The organism is Streptomyces sp. Tue6028 (assembly GCF_002300165.1).
Taxonomy (GTDB): Bacteria; Actinomycetota; Actinomycetes; order Streptomycetales; family Streptomycetaceae; genus Streptomyces; species Streptomyces siamensis.
This window is the reverse complement of sequence record NZ_MLCE01000027.1, coordinates 1-18052: the sequence shown is the minus strand read 5'-3', so window position 1 is coordinate 18052 and position 18052 is coordinate 1. Positions and strand designations below refer to the sequence as shown.

At 72.1% G+C, this 18052-nt stretch carries 10 protein-coding genes; 9 read left to right on the top strand and 1 reads right to left on the bottom strand.

What is annotated here, in order from left to right; genetic code table 11:
* Window positions 1-127: 127 nt before the first annotated feature.
* The 7 genes from BKI49_RS26390 (at window position 128) to BKI49_RS26360 (ending at window position 12579) form a co-directional block, all read left to right on the top strand.
* Entirely contained in the window at window positions 128-2116 is a 1989-nt protein-coding gene (locus BKI49_RS26390) for an ABC transporter ATP-binding protein (protein WP_095936774.1), read from the top strand.
* Complete coding sequence (locus BKI49_RS26385) at window positions 2113-3966, top strand: ABC transporter ATP-binding protein (protein WP_095936773.1); 1854 nt, start codon at window positions 2113-2115, stop codon at window positions 3964-3966. Before BKI49_RS26390 ends, BKI49_RS26385 begins: the two co-directional genes overlap by 4 nt.
* A 60-nt stretch (window positions 3967-4026) precedes the next feature.
* Entirely contained in the window at window positions 4027-5940 is a 1914-nt protein-coding gene (locus BKI49_RS26380; protein ID WP_095936772.1) for an ABC transporter transmembrane domain-containing protein, read from the top strand.
* Window positions 5937-7730 (top strand): ABC transporter ATP-binding protein, encoded by a 1794-nt coding sequence (locus BKI49_RS26375; protein WP_095936771.1) that lies wholly within the window; start codon window positions 5937-5939, stop codon window positions 7728-7730. The genes BKI49_RS26380 and BKI49_RS26375 overlap by 4 nt, the downstream gene beginning before the upstream one ends.
* 239 nt (window positions 7731-7969) lie before the next feature.
* A complete protein-coding gene (locus BKI49_RS26370; protein ID WP_179332586.1) occupies window positions 7970-10009 on the top strand; it encodes a M4 family metallopeptidase in 2040 nt (679 codons plus the stop codon).
* Window positions 10010-10328: 319 nt separating this feature from the next.
* Window positions 10329-11987 carry a M4 family metallopeptidase gene (locus BKI49_RS26365; RefSeq protein WP_095936770.1) on the top strand — a complete coding sequence of 553 codons (1659 nt, stop codon included), beginning with the start codon at window positions 10329-10331 and terminating at the stop codon, window positions 11985-11987.
* A gap of 91 nt (window positions 11988-12078) precedes the next feature.
* A complete protein-coding gene (locus BKI49_RS26360) occupies window positions 12079-12579 on the top strand; it encodes a DUF1990 family protein (protein ID WP_095936769.1) in 501 nt (166 codons plus the stop codon).
* Between the two features lie 12 nt (window positions 12580-12591).
* Here BKI49_RS26360 and BKI49_RS26355 read toward each other — a convergent pair whose 3' ends face one another.
* A complete protein-coding gene (locus tag BKI49_RS26355; RefSeq protein ID WP_095936768.1) occupies window positions 12592-15210 on the bottom strand; it encodes a glycosyltransferase family 1 protein in 2619 nt (872 codons plus the stop codon).
* 369 nt (window positions 15211-15579) lie between these two features.
* Here BKI49_RS26355 and BKI49_RS26350 point away from each other — a divergent pair, with 369 nt between their 5' ends.
* The gene (locus tag BKI49_RS26350) at window positions 15580-16785 is read left to right on the top strand and encodes a S8 family peptidase (RefSeq protein WP_095936767.1); all 1206 of its coding nucleotides are present in this window, start codon (window positions 15580-15582) and stop codon (window positions 16783-16785) included.
* A 214-nt stretch (window positions 16786-16999) separates the two neighbouring features.
* On the top strand, window positions 17000-18052 hold a 1053-nt coding region (locus BKI49_RS26345; protein ID WP_179332585.1), incomplete at its 3' end, for a maltotransferase domain-containing protein.

Genomic DNA, 18052 nt, shown 5'->3' with positions numbered 1-18052 from the left:
GCACCGGCCGGTCCGGCCGGTGCTCGGGCACGACCGGCCGGACGGCCGGGTCGCGGCCCGCCGGGCGCGTGCGGTCCGGCCAAAACTCGGTGGGCGCTGTCGGTGCCGAACCGTAGGCTCGCCGTTGATGCCCACAACAGATGCAGTGACCAAGGATCCTGCCCCGGCCGGGGACGACGCCGGGACCGGGGACCGCGCCGCGGACGCGCGCGGTGCCGGCGCTTCCACCGTGCGCAGTCTGCTGCGCCTGTGGCCGTACGTGCGGCCGGTGCGCGCGCGGCTGTTCGGCGCCGCGGGCATCGCGGTGGTCGCCTCCTGTACGGGGCTGGTGTTCCCGCTCGTCCTGAAGTGGATGGTGGACGGTCCCGTCGCCGACCGCGATCCGGCGGGCGTCTGGCTCGGCGCGCTCTGGCTGCTGCTGCTCGGCTTCGCCGAGGCGGGCCTGTTCGGGCTGCGGCGGTGGCTGGTGGCCCGGCCCCTTGCGGGCGTCGAGGCGGACATGCGGGCGGACCTGTACCGGCACCTCCAGCGCCTGCCCGTCGCCTTCCACGACCGGTGGGCCTCGGGGCAGTTGCTGTCCCGGGGCACCACGGACCTGATGCTGCTGCGCATGTTCCTGGCGTTCCCGCTGACCTTCCTGCTGGTCAACGGGGTGACGATCCTTGCGGGTGTGGGCATCATGCTCGCCCAGGACTGGACGCTCGGGCTGGTGCTGCTCGCTCCCGCGGTCCCGGTGATGATCGTCTGCTGGGCCTTCGAGCGGCGCTACGCGGAGGTGGCGCGGCGGGCCCAGGACCAGGTCGGCGACCTGACGACGGTCGTCGAGGAGAGCGTCCTCGGCATCCGCATCATCAAGGGGTTCGGCCGCCATCGCAGCCAGGCCCGCGCCTTCCACGAGCTGTCCCGCACGCTGCGCAGCACGGAACTCGCCAAGGCCCGCCTGCTCGCCTCCATCTGGGCCGTCATCGTCACCCTCCCGGAGCTCGCGATCGGTGCCGCGCTCGTCCTCGGCACCGTGCAGGTCGCCGACGGCGACCTCTCCGCCGGGACGCTGGTCGCCTTCCTGTCGACGGCCCTCGCGCTGCGCTGGCCGATCGACTCCATCGGCTTCCTCCTCGCGATGAGCCAGGAGGCGGCCACCGCGACGCAGCGCTATTTCGAGGTCATGGACGCCCGGCCGGAGTCCGCGGACATCGCCGCCGTGGCGGCCGGGGACGGCGGCGGTCTCCGGTTCCGCTCGGTGCGGTTCCGCTACCCGGACGCCCCCGTGGACTCCGCCCCCGTGCTGGACGACATCGACCTGCACGTCCGCCCGGGTGAGTCGATGGCCCTGGTGGGCGCGACCGGCTCCGGCAAGACGACGCTCACCGCGCTCGTGCCCCGGCTGCACGAGGTGACCTCCGGCCGGATCACCCTGGACGGCCGGGACATCACGGCCATGCCCCGCGAGGAGCTCCGCGAACTCGTCGCGGTCGCCTTCGAGGAGCCCACCCTCTTCTCGGCGAGTGTCGGGGAGAACGTGCTCATGGGCGCGGCGGACGGGGCCGGGGAGACGGAGCTGGACCGCGCGCTGGCCGTCGCGCAGGCCGACTTCGCGCAGGGGCTGCCGAACGGTACGGCGACCCAGGTGGGTGAGCAGGGGCTGAGCCTCTCGGGCGGGCAGCGGCAACGCCTCGCCCTGGCCAGGGCGGTGGTGGGCCGCCCGCGCTTCCTGGTGCTCGACGACCCCTTGTCGGCGCTGGACGTCCACACGGAGGCCGCGGTCGAGGCCGCGCTGCGCCGGGTGCTGGCCCAGACGACGGCACTGATCGTGGCGCACCGCCCGTCCACGGTGCTGCTCGCCGACCGGGTGGCCCTGCTCTCCGGCGGCCGCATCGCCGCGGTCGGCACGCATCACGAACTGCTGCGTACGAACGCCGAGTACGCCTGGCTGATGTCGGGCGCCGACACCGGCGGGGAACCCGGGGCCGACGGGGACACCGGCGTCAGCGGGGAACCGGGGGCCGATCGGGACAGCGGCACCGGCAGGGAACCGGGGGCCGGCGGGGACACGGACGCCGTCGTCGGCGTCGAGGCAGCGGACGTCACCGACCGCATGAAGGAGGACCAGCGATGACGGCGCCCACCACCACCGCGCCGGACCAGGACCGGCCGGCTCCGGACCAGGCGCGGCACGAGGACCCCTTCGACCGCGACACGCTGCCCGCTCCCCCGGGCGCGACCGGCGCGCTGCTGCGCTCCCTGCTCGCCCCGCTCCGCGCCCGTGTGGTCGTCACCACCGTCCTCCTGCTGCTCCAGCAGGCCGCGGTGCAGGCGGGCCCGCTGCTGGTGGCGTACGCCATCGACCGGGCGGTACCCGCGTTCCGGCACGACGACCACGGCCCGCTGATCGCCGTCGGCGTCGCGTACCTGCTGTGCTCGGTGGCCTCCGGAGGGCTTCAGTACGGGTTCATCATCGCCTCCGCGCGGGTCAACCAGGACGTGCTGCTGGACCTGCGCGGCCGGATCTTCCGCCACGCGCAGGCGCTCAGCGTCGACTTCCACGAGCGCTACACCTCGGGCCGGCTGATCTCGCGTTCCACGACGGACGTCGAGTCGCTGCGCGAACTGCTCAGCGAAGGTCTCCAGGAACTCGTCACCGTCATCCTGTCCTTCGTCTACATCTCGGCGATGCTGCTCTGGCTGGATCTCGGCCTGGGCGCGGTCGCGGTGGTCTCGTTCGTGCCGCTGTACCTCCTGATCCGTCTCTACCAGCGCCGTGCGGGCCGTATCTTCGCGCTGCGTTCGACGGCGATCGCCGCCGTGATCGTGAAGTTCGCGGAGACGATGAACGGCATCCGCCCGGTGCGCGCCTTCCGCCGGGAGGCCGCGAACGACGCCGACTTCAAGGTCCTCAACCAGCGCCACGAGCGGACGAACGGTGACGCGCTGCTGGAGATGGCGCGCTATGTGGTCGGCTCCCGTCTGGTCGCGAACACGGCGGTCGCGGGGATCGTCCTGTGGGGCGCCCAGCGGGTGGCGTCGGGTTCGCTGGAGCTCGGGGTGCTGGCCGCGGCGGTGCTCTATCTGCGCCGCCTGTACGACCCGATCGACCGGCTGGGCATGTTCCTCAACTCGTACCAGTCCGCGGCGGCCTCGCTGGAGAAGATCTCCGGTCTGCTGGCCCAGACGCCGTCCGTGCCGGAGCCGTCCGAACCCCGGCCGCTGCCCGCTCTCCCGCGTGAACTTCCGGGCCGGGAGGTCGTCTTCGACGGGGTCCGCTTCGCGTACCGCACCGGCGGCGAGGTCCTGCCCACGTTCTCGCTGACGCTGCCGGCCGGGCAGACGGTCGCCGTCGTCGGGTCGACCGGGGCGGGCAAGTCGACGCTCGCCAAGCTGCTGGCCCGCTTCTACGACCCCTCGGACGGCCGTGTCCTGCTGGACGGCGTGGATCTGCGCGAGCTGTCCCTGCCCGAGCTCCGGCGCGGTGTGGTGATGGTGACCCAGGAGGCGTTCCTGTTCTCGGGCACGGTCGCGGAGAACATCGCGATCGGCCGCCCCGACGCGAGTCGGGAGGAGATCGAACGGGCCGCGAAGGCGATCGGCGCCCACGACTTCATCACCGCGCTGCCCGACGGCTACGACACGGACGTGCGCAAGAGGGGTGGCCGTATCTCGGCGGGCCAGCGGCAACTGGTGGCGTTCGCACGGGCCTTGCTCGCCGATCCGGCCGTCCTGATCCTCGACGAGGCGACCAGTTCCCTGGACATCCCCGGTGAACGGGCGGTGCAGCGCGCCATGACGACGGTGCTGCGCGGCCGTACCGCGGTGGTCATCGCGCACCGCCTGTCGACGGTGGAGATCGCGGACCGCGTCCTGGTGATGGAACACGGGCGGATCGTCGAGGACGGGACGCCCGCCGAACTCGTCGCGGGCACCGGCAGGTTCGCGGACCTGCACCGGGCGTGGCGCGACAGTCTCGTCTAGGGGTTGGCGGGCGAGTGCCCGGGACGAGCGGGTGCCAGAGCGGGCGGCGGAGGGGGACGGATGATCGACGCGTACGAGGACCCCGGGACACCGGATCGTCGTGGCGGTTGGCACTACCTGTGGTGGCTGGTCACCCGGCAGGCGGGCCGCTCGGTGGCCGGCACGCTGGTGGCCGGGGTCTGGATGGGACTCCTGGCACTGACGCCGTATCTGCTGTCCCGGGCCGTCGACGACGGCCTGGAGCCGGGCGACGAGGCCGCGCTATGGGGCTGGACCGCCGCGGTGCTGGGCGCCGGGGTGTTCAACGCCTGGCTGGGCGTCGTGCGGCACCGCATCATGACGAAGGTCCGGATGGACGCCAACTTCCGCACGGTCAAGGTCGTGGTCGGCCAGTCGGTCCGGCTGGGTGCCGCCCTGCCGCGCCAGGTCGGGGCCGGGGAGGTCGTGACGATCGGCGTCGGTGACGTCCAGACGATCAGCCAGTCCCTGACGGTCGTCGGGCCCGGCGTCGCGGCGCTGCTCACCTACGGTGTGGTGGCCGCGTTGCTGCTGTCGGTCTCGCTCCAGCTCTCGGTGGTGATCCTTTTCGGGGTGCCGCTGATCGCCGTACTCGTCGGACCGCTGATGGGACGGCTCCAGGGCACGGAGACGTCGTACCGCGAGCGGCAGGGCGTACTGACCGCCCGGATCGGGGACCTCGCGGGCGGTCTGCGCGTGCTCAACGGCCTGGGCGGCAAGGGGCTGTTCGCCGACACCTTCCGCCGCGACTCGCGGGAGCTGCGGGAACAGGGGTACCGGGTCGGGGCGGTGACCAGCTGGATCCAGGCGCTGGGCATGGGACTGCCGACGCTGTTCCTGGCCGTGGTGACCTGGCTCGCGGCCCGGCTGGCCGCCCAGGGGGACATCACCGTCGGCGAGCTGGTGTCCGTGTACGGCTACGTCGCGGTCCTGGTGATGCCGGTGTCCTTCTTCATCGAGTGCGGCTACCAGCTCGGCAGGGGGGTGGTCGCCGCCCGGCGCGTCGTACGGTTCCTGGCGCTGGAGCCCGCCGATGTCCGCTCCGACGCGCGGGAGGCGCCCGTGTCGCCCGCGGCGCTGTACGACCCGCGGTCCGGGGTCCGGGTGGTGCCGGGGCGGCTGACCGCGCTGGCGGGGGCCCGCCCCGCGGAGTCCGAGGCCGTCGTCGACCGGCTCGGCCGGTACGGGGAGTCGGCGGTGACCTGGGGCGGCGTACGGCTCGACGAGATCGCCCTGCCGCGGGTGCGTGAGCGCGTCCTGGTCGCCGACAACGAGGCCGATCTGTTCGCGGGCACCCTGCGCGAAGTGGTCCGCGGACGCCACGACCACGATGACGAGGCCGTCGCCCGTGCCGTGCACGCGGCCGTGGCGGACGACGTCGTCCTCGGTCTGCCGGACGGTCTCGACTCGGTCGTCGAGGCGCAGGGCCGCAGTCTTTCGGGGGGCCAGCGGCAGCGGGTCCGCCTGGCGAGGGCGCTGCTGGCCGATCCGGAGGTGCTGCTCGCGGTCGAGCCCACGTCGGCGCTGGACGCGCACACCGAGGCCGCGGTCGCCGCCCGGCTGCGCGCCGCCCGCGCGGACCGTACGACCGTCGTCACCTCCACGTCTCCCCTGCTGCTCGACCAGGCGGACACCGTGCTGTACCTGGTCGACGGGAAGGTCGCGGCGAGCGGCAGCCATCGCGACCTTCTGGACGGCGAGCCGGGGTACCGGGCGCTGGTGGCACGGGACGCGGACCTGGTGCCGCCGGGCACGGACACGAGCACCGGCACCGGTACCGGTACGGGCAGGGGCGCCACGACCGGCATGAGCACCGGCGCCGACTCGGGCAGCGACCCGGGCAGTGACGACAACGGCGGCAGCGACAACGACAGCGATACGGGTACGGATTCGGCCACGGAGGCCGTGGTGGACGGCAAGGGGACCGTGGTGGACGCCGAGGGGGCCGTGCGATGAGTGCGCAGCTGCCCATCGCCGAACCTGGCGACGTCCGCCGGGCGTCGGTGCGGCTGATCCGGGCGGACGGCCGGGCCTTCGCCGCCGTCCTCGGCCTCAACGCGCTGGCGGCGGCCGCCGGTCTGGTCGGTCCCTGGCTGCTCGGGCGGATCATCGACGAGGTGCGGGCCGGGCACGGCGTGGGAGTCGTGGACCGGCTCGCGTGCGTCATCCTGCTGTGCTCGCTGGTCCAGCTGCTGCTGGCCAGGTGGGCCCGGTTCGTGGGGCACCGCTTCGGGGAGCGGACGCTGGCCAGGGTGCGGGAGGAGTTCGTGGAGCGGGCGCTGTCGCTGCCCGCCTCGGTCGTGGAGCGTGCGGGCACCGGCGACCTGACCGCGCGTGGCACCGCCGACGTCACCGTGGTGGGCAACACCCTGCGCGACGCGGGGCCCGAGCTGCTGATCTCCTCGGCGCAGGCCGCGTTCATCCTCGGCGCGGTCTTCGTCATCGACCCGCTGCTCGGCGGCTGCGGGGTGTTCGGTCTGACCGGCATCTGGTTCGCCCTGCGCTGGTATCTGCGCCGGGCGCGGACCGCCTATCTCGCCGAGGGCGCGGCCACGTCGGAGGTCGCCGAGATCCTCGCGGCCACCGCGTCCGGTGCCCGCACGGTGGAGGCCTTCGGTCTGGAGCGGCGCCGGATCGACGCGAGCCGGCAGGCGCTGGAGACGTCCCGCCGCCGGCGGATGCGGACGCTGTTCCTGCGCAGTGTGTTCTTCCCCGCCGTCGAGGTGTCGTACGTCGTTCCCGTGGTCGCGGTGCTGCTGGTGGGCGGTGCGCTGCTCGCGCGGGGCGCGACGAGCCTCGGCGCGGTCGTCGCCGCCACGCTGTATCTGCGCCAGCTCGCCGAGCCGCTCGACCAGATCCTGATGCGGGTCGAGCAACTCCAGGCCAGCAGTGCCTCGTTCGCCCGGGTGGAGGGGCTCGGCGCGGCCCCGCGGGCGGTGCCGGCCGGGTCGCCGTCGCCGGTGGACGACCGGATCGACGTCACCGGGGTGCACTACGCGTACGACCGCGGGGGCGAGGTGCTGCGCGGGGTCGACCTGACCGTGCGCCCCGGGGAGCGGCTGGCCGTGGTCGGGCCCTCGGGCGCCGGCAAGACCACGCTGAGCAGGCTGCTGGCGGGGGTCGACGCGCCGGGCAGCGGCACGGTGACCGTCGGGCGCGTGCCGGTCGTGGGGCTCGACCCCGAGCAGCTGCGCCGGCAGGTCGTGCTGGTCACCCAGGAGCACCACGTGTTCCTCGGCACGGTGCGCGACAACCTGCTGATCGCCGAACCCGCGGCCACGGACGAGGAGTTGTGGGCCGCCCTGGCCGCGGTGGGTGCGGACGATTGGGCCGCGGAGCTGGCGGACGGGCTGGACACCGAGCTCGGTCCCGAGGCCCACCGGGTGGACGGCTCCCGTGCCCAGCAGCTCGCCCTGGCCCGTGTCGTGCTGGCCGACCCGCACACGCTGATCCTCGACGAGGCCACGGCGCTGCTGGACCCGGCGACCGCCCGCCACACGGAGCGCGCGCTGGCCGCCGTGCTCGAAGGGCGCACGGTCATCGCCATCGCGCACCGGCTGCACACCGCGCACGACGCCGACCGGGTGGCGGTGATGGAGGCCGGCCGGCTCACCGAACTCGGCCCGCACGACCAGCTGGTGGCGGCCGGGGGGACGTATGCGGCGCTGTGGCACTCGTGGCACGGAGAGCGGCGCCGGTCCGGCCTTGTGCGTCCGCCCGGCGACGAGTCCGTATACCGAACATGACATCCCGGACAACGAACCATTTCTGGCCAAGTTCCTGACGCGCTCCTGACAGAAGGTGCGATCTCCTGCCACTCTTCCCACGACCGCTTCACAGCAACCCCACAGCTCGCATCGCCGTGAAGCGCTCGCACGACCCCATGCACCTGGTTCCGCGTACAGCCCTGTTCTGCCCGGACGGGTCACCCATCGTCCGGTCTCCCCTGGCCGCGCGACCCGCGGCCACGCAGAAGGAGTCAGTGTTGAGTAGCAGTTCCTCCCACAGACGCACCTCCCACATCACCAAGCGCCGTGTCGCCGGCGTCGCCCTCGTGGGCGTCTCCGCCCTGCTGGCCGCGGCGGTCCAGTCCGGCGCCGCGAGCGCCGCACCGGCCAAGGCCCCCACGGGCAAGGTCAACCCGGGCGCCGTCGCCATGAAGCTCACGCCCTCGCAGCGCGCCGAGCTGATACGCGACGCCGACTCGGCCAAGGCGGACACGGCCAAGGACCTCGGCCTCGGCGCCAAGGAGAGCCTCGTCGCCCGTGACGTCATCAAGGACCAGGACGGCACCGTCCACACCCGCTACGAGCGGACGTACGACGGACTTCCGGTCCTGGGCGGCGACCTGGTGGTCGACACCGTCAAGTCCGGGAAGACCGGGCACGTCTACAAGGCGACCAAGGCCGCCATCAAGGTCGCCACGGTCAAGCCGGTCGTCACCGCGGCCGCGGCGGAGAAGCAGGCGCTGTCCGCCGCCAAGGCCGCCGGATCGAAGAAGACCGACGCCGACCGGGCGCCCCGCAAGGTGATCTGGGCCGCCACCGGCAAGCCCGTCCTCGCCTACGAGACCGTCGTCGGCGGCCTCCAGGACGACGGCACCCCCAACGAACTGCACGTCATCACCGACGCCGCCACCGGCAAGAAGCTCTACGAGTACCAGGGCATCAAGAACGGCATCGGCAACACCCAGTACAGCGGCCAGGTGTCCCTGACGACCACCCAGTCGGGTTCCACCTTCACGCTGAACGACGGTGCGCGCGGCAACCACAAGACGTACAACCTGAACCGTGGCACCTCCGGCACCGGCACCCTGTTCTCGCAGACGAACGACACCTGGGGGAACGGCACCACGTCGAACGCCGCGACGGCCGGCGCCGACGCGCACTACGGTGCCGCGGAGACCTGGGACTTCTACAAGAACACCTTCGGGCGCTCCGGCATCAAGAACAACGGCGTGGGAGCGTACTCGCGCGTCCACTACGGCAACGCGTACGTCAACGCGTTCTGGGACGACGGCTGCTTCTGCATGACGTACGGCGACGGCTCCGGCAACGCGGACCCGCTGACCTCGCTGGACGTGGCCGGCCACGAGATGAGCCACGGTGTCACCTCCAACACCGCGGGCCTCAACTACTCCGGCGAGTCCGGCGGCCTGAACGAGGCGACGTCCGACATCTTCGGCACCGGCGTCGAGTTCTACGCCAACAACTCGACCGACGTGGGCGACTACCTCATCGGCGAGAAGATCGACATCAACGGCGACGGCACCCCGCTGCGCTACATGGACAAGCCGAGCAAGGACGGCGCCTCCAAGGACTCCTGGTACTCCGGAGTCGGCAACGTGGACGTGCACTACTCGTCGGGTGTCGCCAACCACTTCTTCTACCTGCTGAGTGAGGGCAGCGGCGCCAAGGTCATCAACGGTGTCAGCTACAACTCGCCGACGTCGGACGGTCTTCCGGTCACCGGCATCGGCCGCGACAAGGCGCTGCAGATCTGGTACCGGGCGCTCACCACAAAGTTCACCTCGACCACCAACTACGCGGCGGCCCGCACCGGCACGCTCGCGGCGGCGGGCGAGCTGTACGGCACGACGAGCGCCGAGTACACGGCCGTGCAGAACGCCTGGGCGGCCGTGAACGTGGGCTCGCGTCCGGGCGGTGGCGGCGGCGGGACGTCGTTCGAGAACACCGCCGACGTATCAATTCCGGACAACGGCGCGGCGGTCACGTCGTCGGTCACGGTCACCGGCCGTACCGGCAACGCGCCGTCGAACCTCGCGGTGAGCGTCGACATCGTGCACACCTGGCGCGGTGACCTCGTCATCGACCTGGTGGCCCCGGACGGGTCGACGTACCGCCTGAAGAACTTCAGCTCGTCCGACTCGGCGGACAACGTGAACGCGACCTACACGGTCAACGCGTCCTCCGAAGTCGCCAACGGCACCTGGAAGTTGAAGGTCCAGGACCAAGCGGCGCAGGACACCGGCTACATCAACAGCTGGAAGCTGACGTTCCCGTAGACCGCACCGCGCTCCCCCGGAGCGCGTCGCGGTGACGCACAGGACAGGGCGCCGTCCCGGAGGTTCAACTCCCCGGGGCGGCGCCCTCTTTGCCCGTCCGGGGGTTTGGTTTGACTCCCCTTTGAAGAAGATCGACTCCGCTCGGGAGCACCTCAGCGTTCACCCAATGGTCGACTTTCGGCCAAGGTCTTTAGGGCCTCCTGACATGTACGCGCCCCAGATGGCACGCTTCCACCGCACGGCTCACCCGCACCGCAACTTCACATCGCTCGTCCGGCCACCCCAAAGCCGCCCGGGCGCCCCCACAGAAGGAGCTTGCGTGACCCCCCTCTACGCGCGTCACAAGCGCACCACTCTGGCCATCGCCACCGCCGTCGCGGCCGGAGCTCTGCTCGCCACCGGTATGACCACCGGTGCCGCCGCCCAGAACGCGGCGACCCCTGCCGGCGCGACCACCCTCGCCGGCGCCCCCGTCCAGCTCTCCGCCCCCGCGCGGACCGCCCTGATCCAGAAGGCCGACGCCGCCAAGGCGGAGACGGCCCAGGAGATAGGCCTCGGCGCCAAGGAGAAGCTGGTCGTCAGAGACGTCGTCAAGGACGCCGACGGCAGCGTCCACACCCGCTACGAGCGCACCTACAACGGACTTCCGGTCCTCGGCGGCGACCTGGTCGTCCACCAGTCGAAGTCCGGCAAGGCCGAGGGCGTGACCAAGGCCACCAAGGCCGCCATCAAGGTCGCCTCGCTCAAGCCGGCGGTCACCACCGCGAAGGCCGAGAAGCAGGCGCTCACCGCCGCCAAGGCCGCGGGTTCGGAGAAGACCGCGGCCGACCAGGCGCCCCGCACGGTGATCTGGGCCGCCACCGGCAAGCCCGTCCTCGCCTACGAGACCGTCGTCGGCGGCCTCCAGGACGACGGCACCCCCAACGAACTGCACGTCATCACCGACGCCGCCACCGGCAAGAAGCTCTACGAGTACCAGGGCATCGAGACCGGTACCGGCAAGAGCCTCTACTCGGGCACCGTCACGCTCACCACCACGAAGTCGGGCTCGACGTACCAGCTGACCGACGGCACGCGCGGCGGGCACAAGACGTACAACCTCAAGCACGGCACCTCGGGCACCGGAACGCTGTTCACGGACGCCGACGACGTGTGGGGCACCGGCACCGCGTCCAGCTCCAGCACGGACCAGACGGCCGCCGCGGACGCCGCCTACGGAGCCCAGGAGACCTGGGACTTCTACAAGAGCACCTTCGGGCGCTCCGGCATCAAGAACAACGGCGTCGGCGCCTACTCCCGCGTGCACTACGGCAACTCGTACGTCAACGCGTTCTGGGACGACAGCTGCTTCTGCATGACGTACGGCGACGGCTCCGGGAACACCCACCCGCTGACCTCGCTGGACGTGGCCGGCCACGAGATGAGCCACGGTGTCACCTCCAACACCGCGGGCCTCAACTACAGCGGTGAGTCGGGCGGCCTGAACGAGGCGACCTCCGACATCTTCGGCACCGGCGTCGAGTTCTACGCGGCGAACTCCTCCGACGTGGGCGACTACCTCATCGGCGAGAAGATCAACATCAACGGTGACGGCACCCCGCTGCGCTACATGGACAAGCCCAGCAAGGACGGCGGATCCGCCGACTCCTGGTCCTCCGGCGTCGGCAACCTCGACGTGCACTACTCGTCGGGCGTCGCCAACCACTTCTTCTACCTCCTCTCGGAGGGCAGCGGCGCCAAGACGATCAACGGGGTCAGCTACAACTCCCCGACGTCCAACGGCACCACGGTCACCGGCATCGGCCGGGCCAAGGCGCTGCAGATCTGGTACAAGGCGCTGACGACCTACATGACGTCGACGACCAAGTACTCGGGCGCCCGCACCGCCACGCTCTCCGCGGCGTCGGCCCTGTACGGCTCCACCAGCACGGAGTACAAGACGGTCGCCGCGGCCTGGTCCGCGGTCAACGTGAACTAGTCCACGGCGCGTGGCGCGAGCCGCGCGGCCCGCTGGACGAGGCGGCACCCGGAGCGAGGACCGCTCCGGGTGCCGCCTTACTCTGTCCCCCATGCCCTACACGTACGAGGACGTGGGCGCGACCCGCGAGGACCGCTGCCCGCCGGGCTTCCGCCGACTGCACGTGCGCGCCCGGATAGGTGAGGGCGAGGCCGTCTTCCGCCGCGCCTCCGAAGCCCTGATGACCTGGGAGATGCACCGCGCCCTCGGCGTCGGCATCACCTCCGACGCGGACAAGGCGGTTCCCGGCGTCGACGTGACCGTCGGCCTCGGCCCCATCAAGGCCCCCTGCCGTGTGGTCTGGACGGCCGAGGAGCACCGGCGCACCGCCTGGGCCTACGGCACGCTGTCCGGCCATCCCGAGTGCGGCGAGGAGGCGTTCGTCGTCGACCGCACCGGCGACGGGACCGTCTGGCTGACGATCACCGCCTTCAGCCGTCCGGCCAAGTGGTACGCCCGCGCGGGCGGACCGGCGACGCGGGGGCTCCAGCACGCCTACGCCCAGAGGTGCGGCAAGGTGCTGCGCCGCCTGTGCGCGGGCCTGGACGAGTGAAGCCCCCGGTACTCACCGCATGAGCAGACCCGCTCCCTCCCCGGTCTCCTCGGAGGGCACCGTCACCAGGCCCAGTTCCGCACCGGAGGCGAGCAGCCGGTGCGCGGGCAGGATGCGGACCGTGTAGCCGAAGGGACCCGTGCGGTCCAGGGACAGCGGCCCCTCGTAGACCCAGCGTCCGTCCAGGTCCGGCCCGCCCGCGGGTTTCAGCGGCACGCACACCGCGTCCGCGATGCGGTCGTCCGTGTCGACGCGGCCGGCCACGGCCTGGACCTCGACGTCGTCGGGGGCGAGGTCGCCGAGTCCGACGCGGACGCGCAGCGAGAGCGTGGTGCCCAGTTCGGCGCTCGTGGTGGCGGCCGAGGCCTCCACGTGGTCGACGGTGACCTGCGGCCAGGCGGACCGGACGCGGGACTTCCAGTCCGCCAGCTCGCGGGCGGTGTCCGGGGTGAGCGCGCGGTGAGCGCGCGCCGCCGGCGTGTACAGCCGCTCCACGTACTCGCGCACCATCCGGCCGGCGAGCACCTTCGGCCCGAGGTGGGTCAGCGTCCTGCGGACCATCTCGATCCAGCGGTCGGGCAGCCCGTCCCGGCCGCGCTCGTAGAAGCGGGGCGCCACGCGTTGTTCGAGGAGGTCGTAGAGGGCCGCGGCCTCCAGGTCGTCCCGGCGGTCGTCGTCGGTCGCGGTGCCGTCCGCGGTCGGGATCGCCCAGCCGAAGTCGGGCTGGAACCACTCGTCCCACCAGCCGTCCAGGACGGACAGGTTGAGGCAGCCGTTGAGGGCCGCCTTCATGCCGCTCGTGCCGCAGGCCTCCAGCGGACGCAGCGGGTTGTTCAGCCAGATGTCGCAGCCGGGGTACAGCTTCTGCGCCATCGCCATGCCGTAGTCCGGGAGGAAGACGATCCGGTGACGCACCCGCGGGTCGTCGGCGAACCGGACCAGCTCCTGGACCAGGCGTTTGCCACCGTCGTCCGCGGGGTGGGCCTTGCCCGCGACGACGATCTGCACCGGACGTTCGGCGTGCAGGAGGAGGTCCATGAGACGGTCGCGGTCACGCAGCATCAGGGTCAGCCGCTTGTACGACGGGACGCGGCGCGCGAAGCCGATCGTCAGGACGTCCGGGTCCAGTACGCCGTCGATCCAGCCGAGTTCGGCCGTGCCCGCGCCACGCTGGCGCCAGGACGCGTAGAGGCGTTCGCGCACCTCCACGACCAGCTGCTCGCGCAGGACCCGCCGCAGGTTCCAGATCTCCTGGTCCTCGATCTCGGCCACCGCGTCCCAGCGGTCCGAGCCGCCGACGGTCAGCGCGTCCTCGGTGCGCCTGGCGCCGATCTGGCGGGTGCCCAGCCGGAACACCTCGGGCGCCACCCACGTCGGTGCGTGCACGCCGTTGGTGACGGAGGTGATCGGGACCTCCTCGGGGTCGAAGCCCGGCCACAGGCCCGCGAACATCTCCCGGCTGACCTGGCCGTGCAGCAGGGAGACGCCGTTCGCGCGCTGGCCGAGCCGCAGCCCCATCACGGCCATGTTGAAGAGGTTCGGCTCGCCTCCCGGGTAGGTCTCCATACCCAGGCCCAGGACGCGTTCGACGTCGATGCGCGGGAGTTCGGCGTCGGGGCCGAAGTGGTGGGCCACCAGCTCGCGGTCGAAGCGGTCGATCCCCGCCGGGACGGGGGTGTGGGTGGTGAAGACGGTGCCCGCCCTGACCGCTTCCAGAGCGGCCTCGAAGTCGAGTCCCCCGTCGGTGAGTTCGGCGATCCGCTCCAGGCCGAGGAAGCCCGCGTGACCTTCGTTCGTGTGGAACACCTCGGGCGGGGCGTGGCCGGTGAGCCGGCAGTACGTCCGTACCGCGCGCACACCCCCTATGCCGAGGAGCATCTCCTGGAGCAGACGGTGTTCGCTGCCGCCGCCGTACAGCCGGTCGGTCACGCCGCGCTCACCGACGTCGTTCTCCTCGACGTCGGAGTCGAGCATCAGGAGGGGGACGCGGCCCACCTGTGCCAGCCAGATGCGGGCCCGCAGCGCCCGGCCGCCGGGCAGGGCCAGGGAGACCTGGGCGAGGGTGCCGTCGGGTTCGCGCAGCGGCACCAGGGGAAGTTCGTTCGGGTCGAGGACCGGATAGTGCTCCTGCTGCCAGCCGTCGCGGGACAGTGACTGGCGGAAGTAGCCGTGCCGGTAGAGCAGTCCCACGCCGATCAGCGGGACGCCCAGGTCGCTGGCCGCCTTGAGGTGGTCGCCGGCGAGGATGCCGAGGCCGCCGGAGTACTGCGGCAGCGCGGCGGTGATACCGAACTCGGGCGAGAAATAGGCGATGGCGGAGGGGAGTTCGGAGACCTGCTGCTGGTACCAGCGGTCGCCGGTCACATACTCGCGCAGGTCGTCGGCGACCGTCGCGAGCCGGTTCAGGAAGCCCTCGTCCTGGGTGAGCTGCGCCAGCCGGGCCGGCGGCACGCTGCCGAGCAGGCGTACGGGGTCGCCGTCGGAGGCCGCCCAGCGCTCCGGGTCGACGGACTGGAACAGGTCACGGGTCTCGGCATGCCAGGACCAGCGGAGATTGCGCGCCAGGTCACTGAGCGGGTGAAGGGCTTCGGGAAGTACGGGGCGTACGGTGAATCTGCGGATCGCCTTCACAGGCTGCACCTCTTTGCGCCTGGACCGGCGCCGCTGGCGCGGGCCGGTCGATCGCGGTCGGGGTACCTCAATTACGGGTGGTGCCGAGTGGTCCCTCGGAAGACCACTCCCGACGGTACCGGCCACGGCGCCGCCACCTCTACGGCGCCTCGAAGGCCGCCCCCGAACGGGCGTACTGCGTGACATCGGCGGAAACTCGCCGCAACCTTCACGTGCACTTCACGGCCGATATGGCCGATTCCGCCCGCCTGGGCGGCCTTGTGGCGCTTCACACCGCACGAGAGGCTCGCCACGTGGCGTACGGCCGGGCCTGGCCCACACCGGCCGGTCCGGCCTCCGTACGCCGAGTTGAGGAGGGGAACTCAAGCCATGGCACGGACGAGAAAGAGGCGTCTGCGCTGGGCGGCGGGTCTCACCGCGGTCACGACGGCCGCGGTGCTTTCGGCCATCGCCCCACCCGCGCACGCCGCCCCGCAGGGCCGGATACTCGGGGCCGGCGCACCCGGCTCCGTCAGCGGCAGCTACATCGTGACGCTCAAGGGGGGAACGAAGGCTCCGTCGTCGGCGGGAAAGGACATCGCCGCGAAGTACGGAGCGAGAATCAGCCACACGTACGGCACGGCCCTCAACGGTTTCGCCGTGCGGGTGGGCGAGGAGCAGGCCCGGCGGCTCGCGGCGGACTCCCGCGTCGCCTCCGTCGTGCAGGACACCCGGGTGGCGCTCGACCACGTCCAGAAGAACCCGCCCTCGTGGGGTCTGGACCGGCTCGACCAGCGGAACCTGCCGCTCGACAAGAGCTACACCTGGCCCGAGTCGGCGGGCGCCGGGGTGACGGCGTACGTGATCGACACGGGCATCAGGATCACGCACAAGGACTTCGGCGGCCGGGCCGGCTACGGCTGGGACTTCGTGGACAACGACCGCACGGCGAAGGACGGCAACGGCCACGGCACGCACGTCGCCGGAACCGTCGTGGGCACCAAGTACGGCGTCGCCAAGAAGGCGAAGGTCGTCGCGGTCCGCGTCCTCGACAACACCGGGGCGGGCACCACCGCGCAGGTGATCGCCGGGATCGACTGGGTGACCCGGCACGCTAAGAAGCCGGCCGTCGCCAACCTCAGTCTGGGCGGGTACGCGAACGCCCAACTGGACGCCGCCGTGCGCAACTCCATCGCCTCCGGCGTCACCTACGCGGTCGCGGCGGGCAACGACGGGCTCCCGGCCGGTCTGTACTCCCCGGCCCGGGTCGGCCAGGCCCTCACGGTCGGCGCGAGCGACCGCAGCGACGCACGGGCCGGCTTCTCGAACACCGGTTCCGCGCTGGACCTGTTCGCCCCGGGCGTGTCGATCACCTCGGCCTCGTACGCGAGCGACACGGGCGCGGCGACCTTCTCCGGCACGTCCATGGCGAGCCCGCACGTCGCGGGCGCGGCGGCCCTGTACCTGGCCGGCCACAAGAAGGCCACCCCGGCGCAAGTATCCAAAGCATTGGTGAAACAGGCCGTTCCGGGAAGGATTTCGGGCGCCGGTCTCGGTTCACCGAACAAACTCCTGCACGTCGATCGAGCCTGGTAGGACCAGGGCAGGACCCCGGTGACACAGCCGTACGGGACCGGCCTCGCCCGCACTGGACGAGGCCGGTCTTGTGCGTAGACATACGCGTGAGTAGTTAACAAAGTGCCGGAATGCGCACCCGCATAGGGTGGGAAGGCTCCTCCGGTACACCCCGCAGGCCCCACCTCCCCACACCCTCATCCGCCCACCCACGTTGACGCGGACAGGAGCGGTCATGCCCGCAACGCACCAGACGTCGCCACCCCCGACGAGCACTCCCGGCGCATCCGGACCAGGCAGGCCCGGCGCCGGTTCCCGCACCACGGAGAAACCCGCCACCGCGGCCGAGGACGGTTCGCCCGTCTCGGAGAAACCCCCCGCCCCCGCCGAGGGCACTTCCCCCACCACGAAGAAACCCTCCGCCCGCAGCGCCGCCGTCGCGGCAGGGCCCGCCGTCGCCGACGACGGGACGGCCGATGCCTCCGCACCGACCGTCGGGCGCATCCCCGTCCTCGACGTCCGGCCGCTCGTGCACCAGGGACGACGGCCCGCGAAGGCGGTCGTCGGCGAGGCGTTCGAGATCTCGGCCACGGTCTTCCGCGAGGGCCACGACGCGGTCGCCGCCAACGTCGTCCTGCGCGATCCGGACGGACGCGCCGGCCCCTGGGCCCCGATGCGCGAACTGGCCCCCGGCACCGACCGCTGGGGCGCCACCGTGACCGCCGGGCACGAGGGCCGCTGGACGTACACGGTCGAGGCGTGGAGCGACCCCGTCACCACCTGGCGCCACCACGCGGGCATCAAGATCCCGGCGGGGATGGACACGGAACTGGTCCTGGAGGAGGGCGCGCGCCTGTACGAGCGGGCCGCCGCCCAGGTGCCGAAGAGCAAGGGCCGCCGGGACACGCTGCTGCGCGCCGTCGACGCGTTGCGCGACGTGGACCGCCCCGCCGCGGCCCGCCTCGCCGCCGCCCTCACCCCGGAGGTGGACGCGGTCCTGGCCCGCCGTCCGCTGCGCGAACTCGTGTCGTCGTCCGAGCCGTTGCCGCTGCTGGTGGAGCGTGAGCGCGCCCTGTACGGGTCCTGGTACGAGTTCTTCCCGCGGTCGGAGAGCGGCCGGTCGGGGAGCGACCCGTCGGCCCCAGCCGTGCACGGCACCTTCCGTACGGCCGCGGAGCGGCTGCCCGCGATCGCCGCGATGGGCTTCGACGTCGTCTACCTCCCGCCGATCCACCCGATCGGCAGCACCTTCCGCAAGGGCCCGAACAACACGCTGTCCGCGGGCCCC

Excerpts from the sequence above, each read along its gene's own strand:
- BKI49_RS26350 (WP_095936767.1), top strand. The coding sequence starts at position 15,580 with ATGGCACGGACGAGAAAGAGGCGTCTGCGCTGGGCGGCGGGTCTCACC.
- BKI49_RS26385 (WP_095936773.1), top strand. The coding sequence starts at position 2,113 with ATGACGGCGCCCACCACCACCGCGCCGGACCAGGACCGGCCGGCTCCG.
- BKI49_RS26360 (WP_095936769.1), top strand. The coding sequence starts at position 12,079 with ATGCCCTACACGTACGAGGACGTGGGCGCGACCCGCGAGGACCGCTGC.
- BKI49_RS26375 (WP_095936771.1), top strand. The coding sequence starts at position 5,937 with ATGAGTGCGCAGCTGCCCATCGCCGAACCTGGCGACGTCCGCCGGGCG.
- BKI49_RS26380 (WP_095936772.1), top strand. The coding sequence starts at position 4,027 with ATGATCGACGCGTACGAGGACCCCGGGACACCGGATCGTCGTGGCGGT.
- BKI49_RS26390 (WP_095936774.1), top strand. The coding sequence starts at position 128 with ATGCCCACAACAGATGCAGTGACCAAGGATCCTGCCCCGGCCGGGGAC.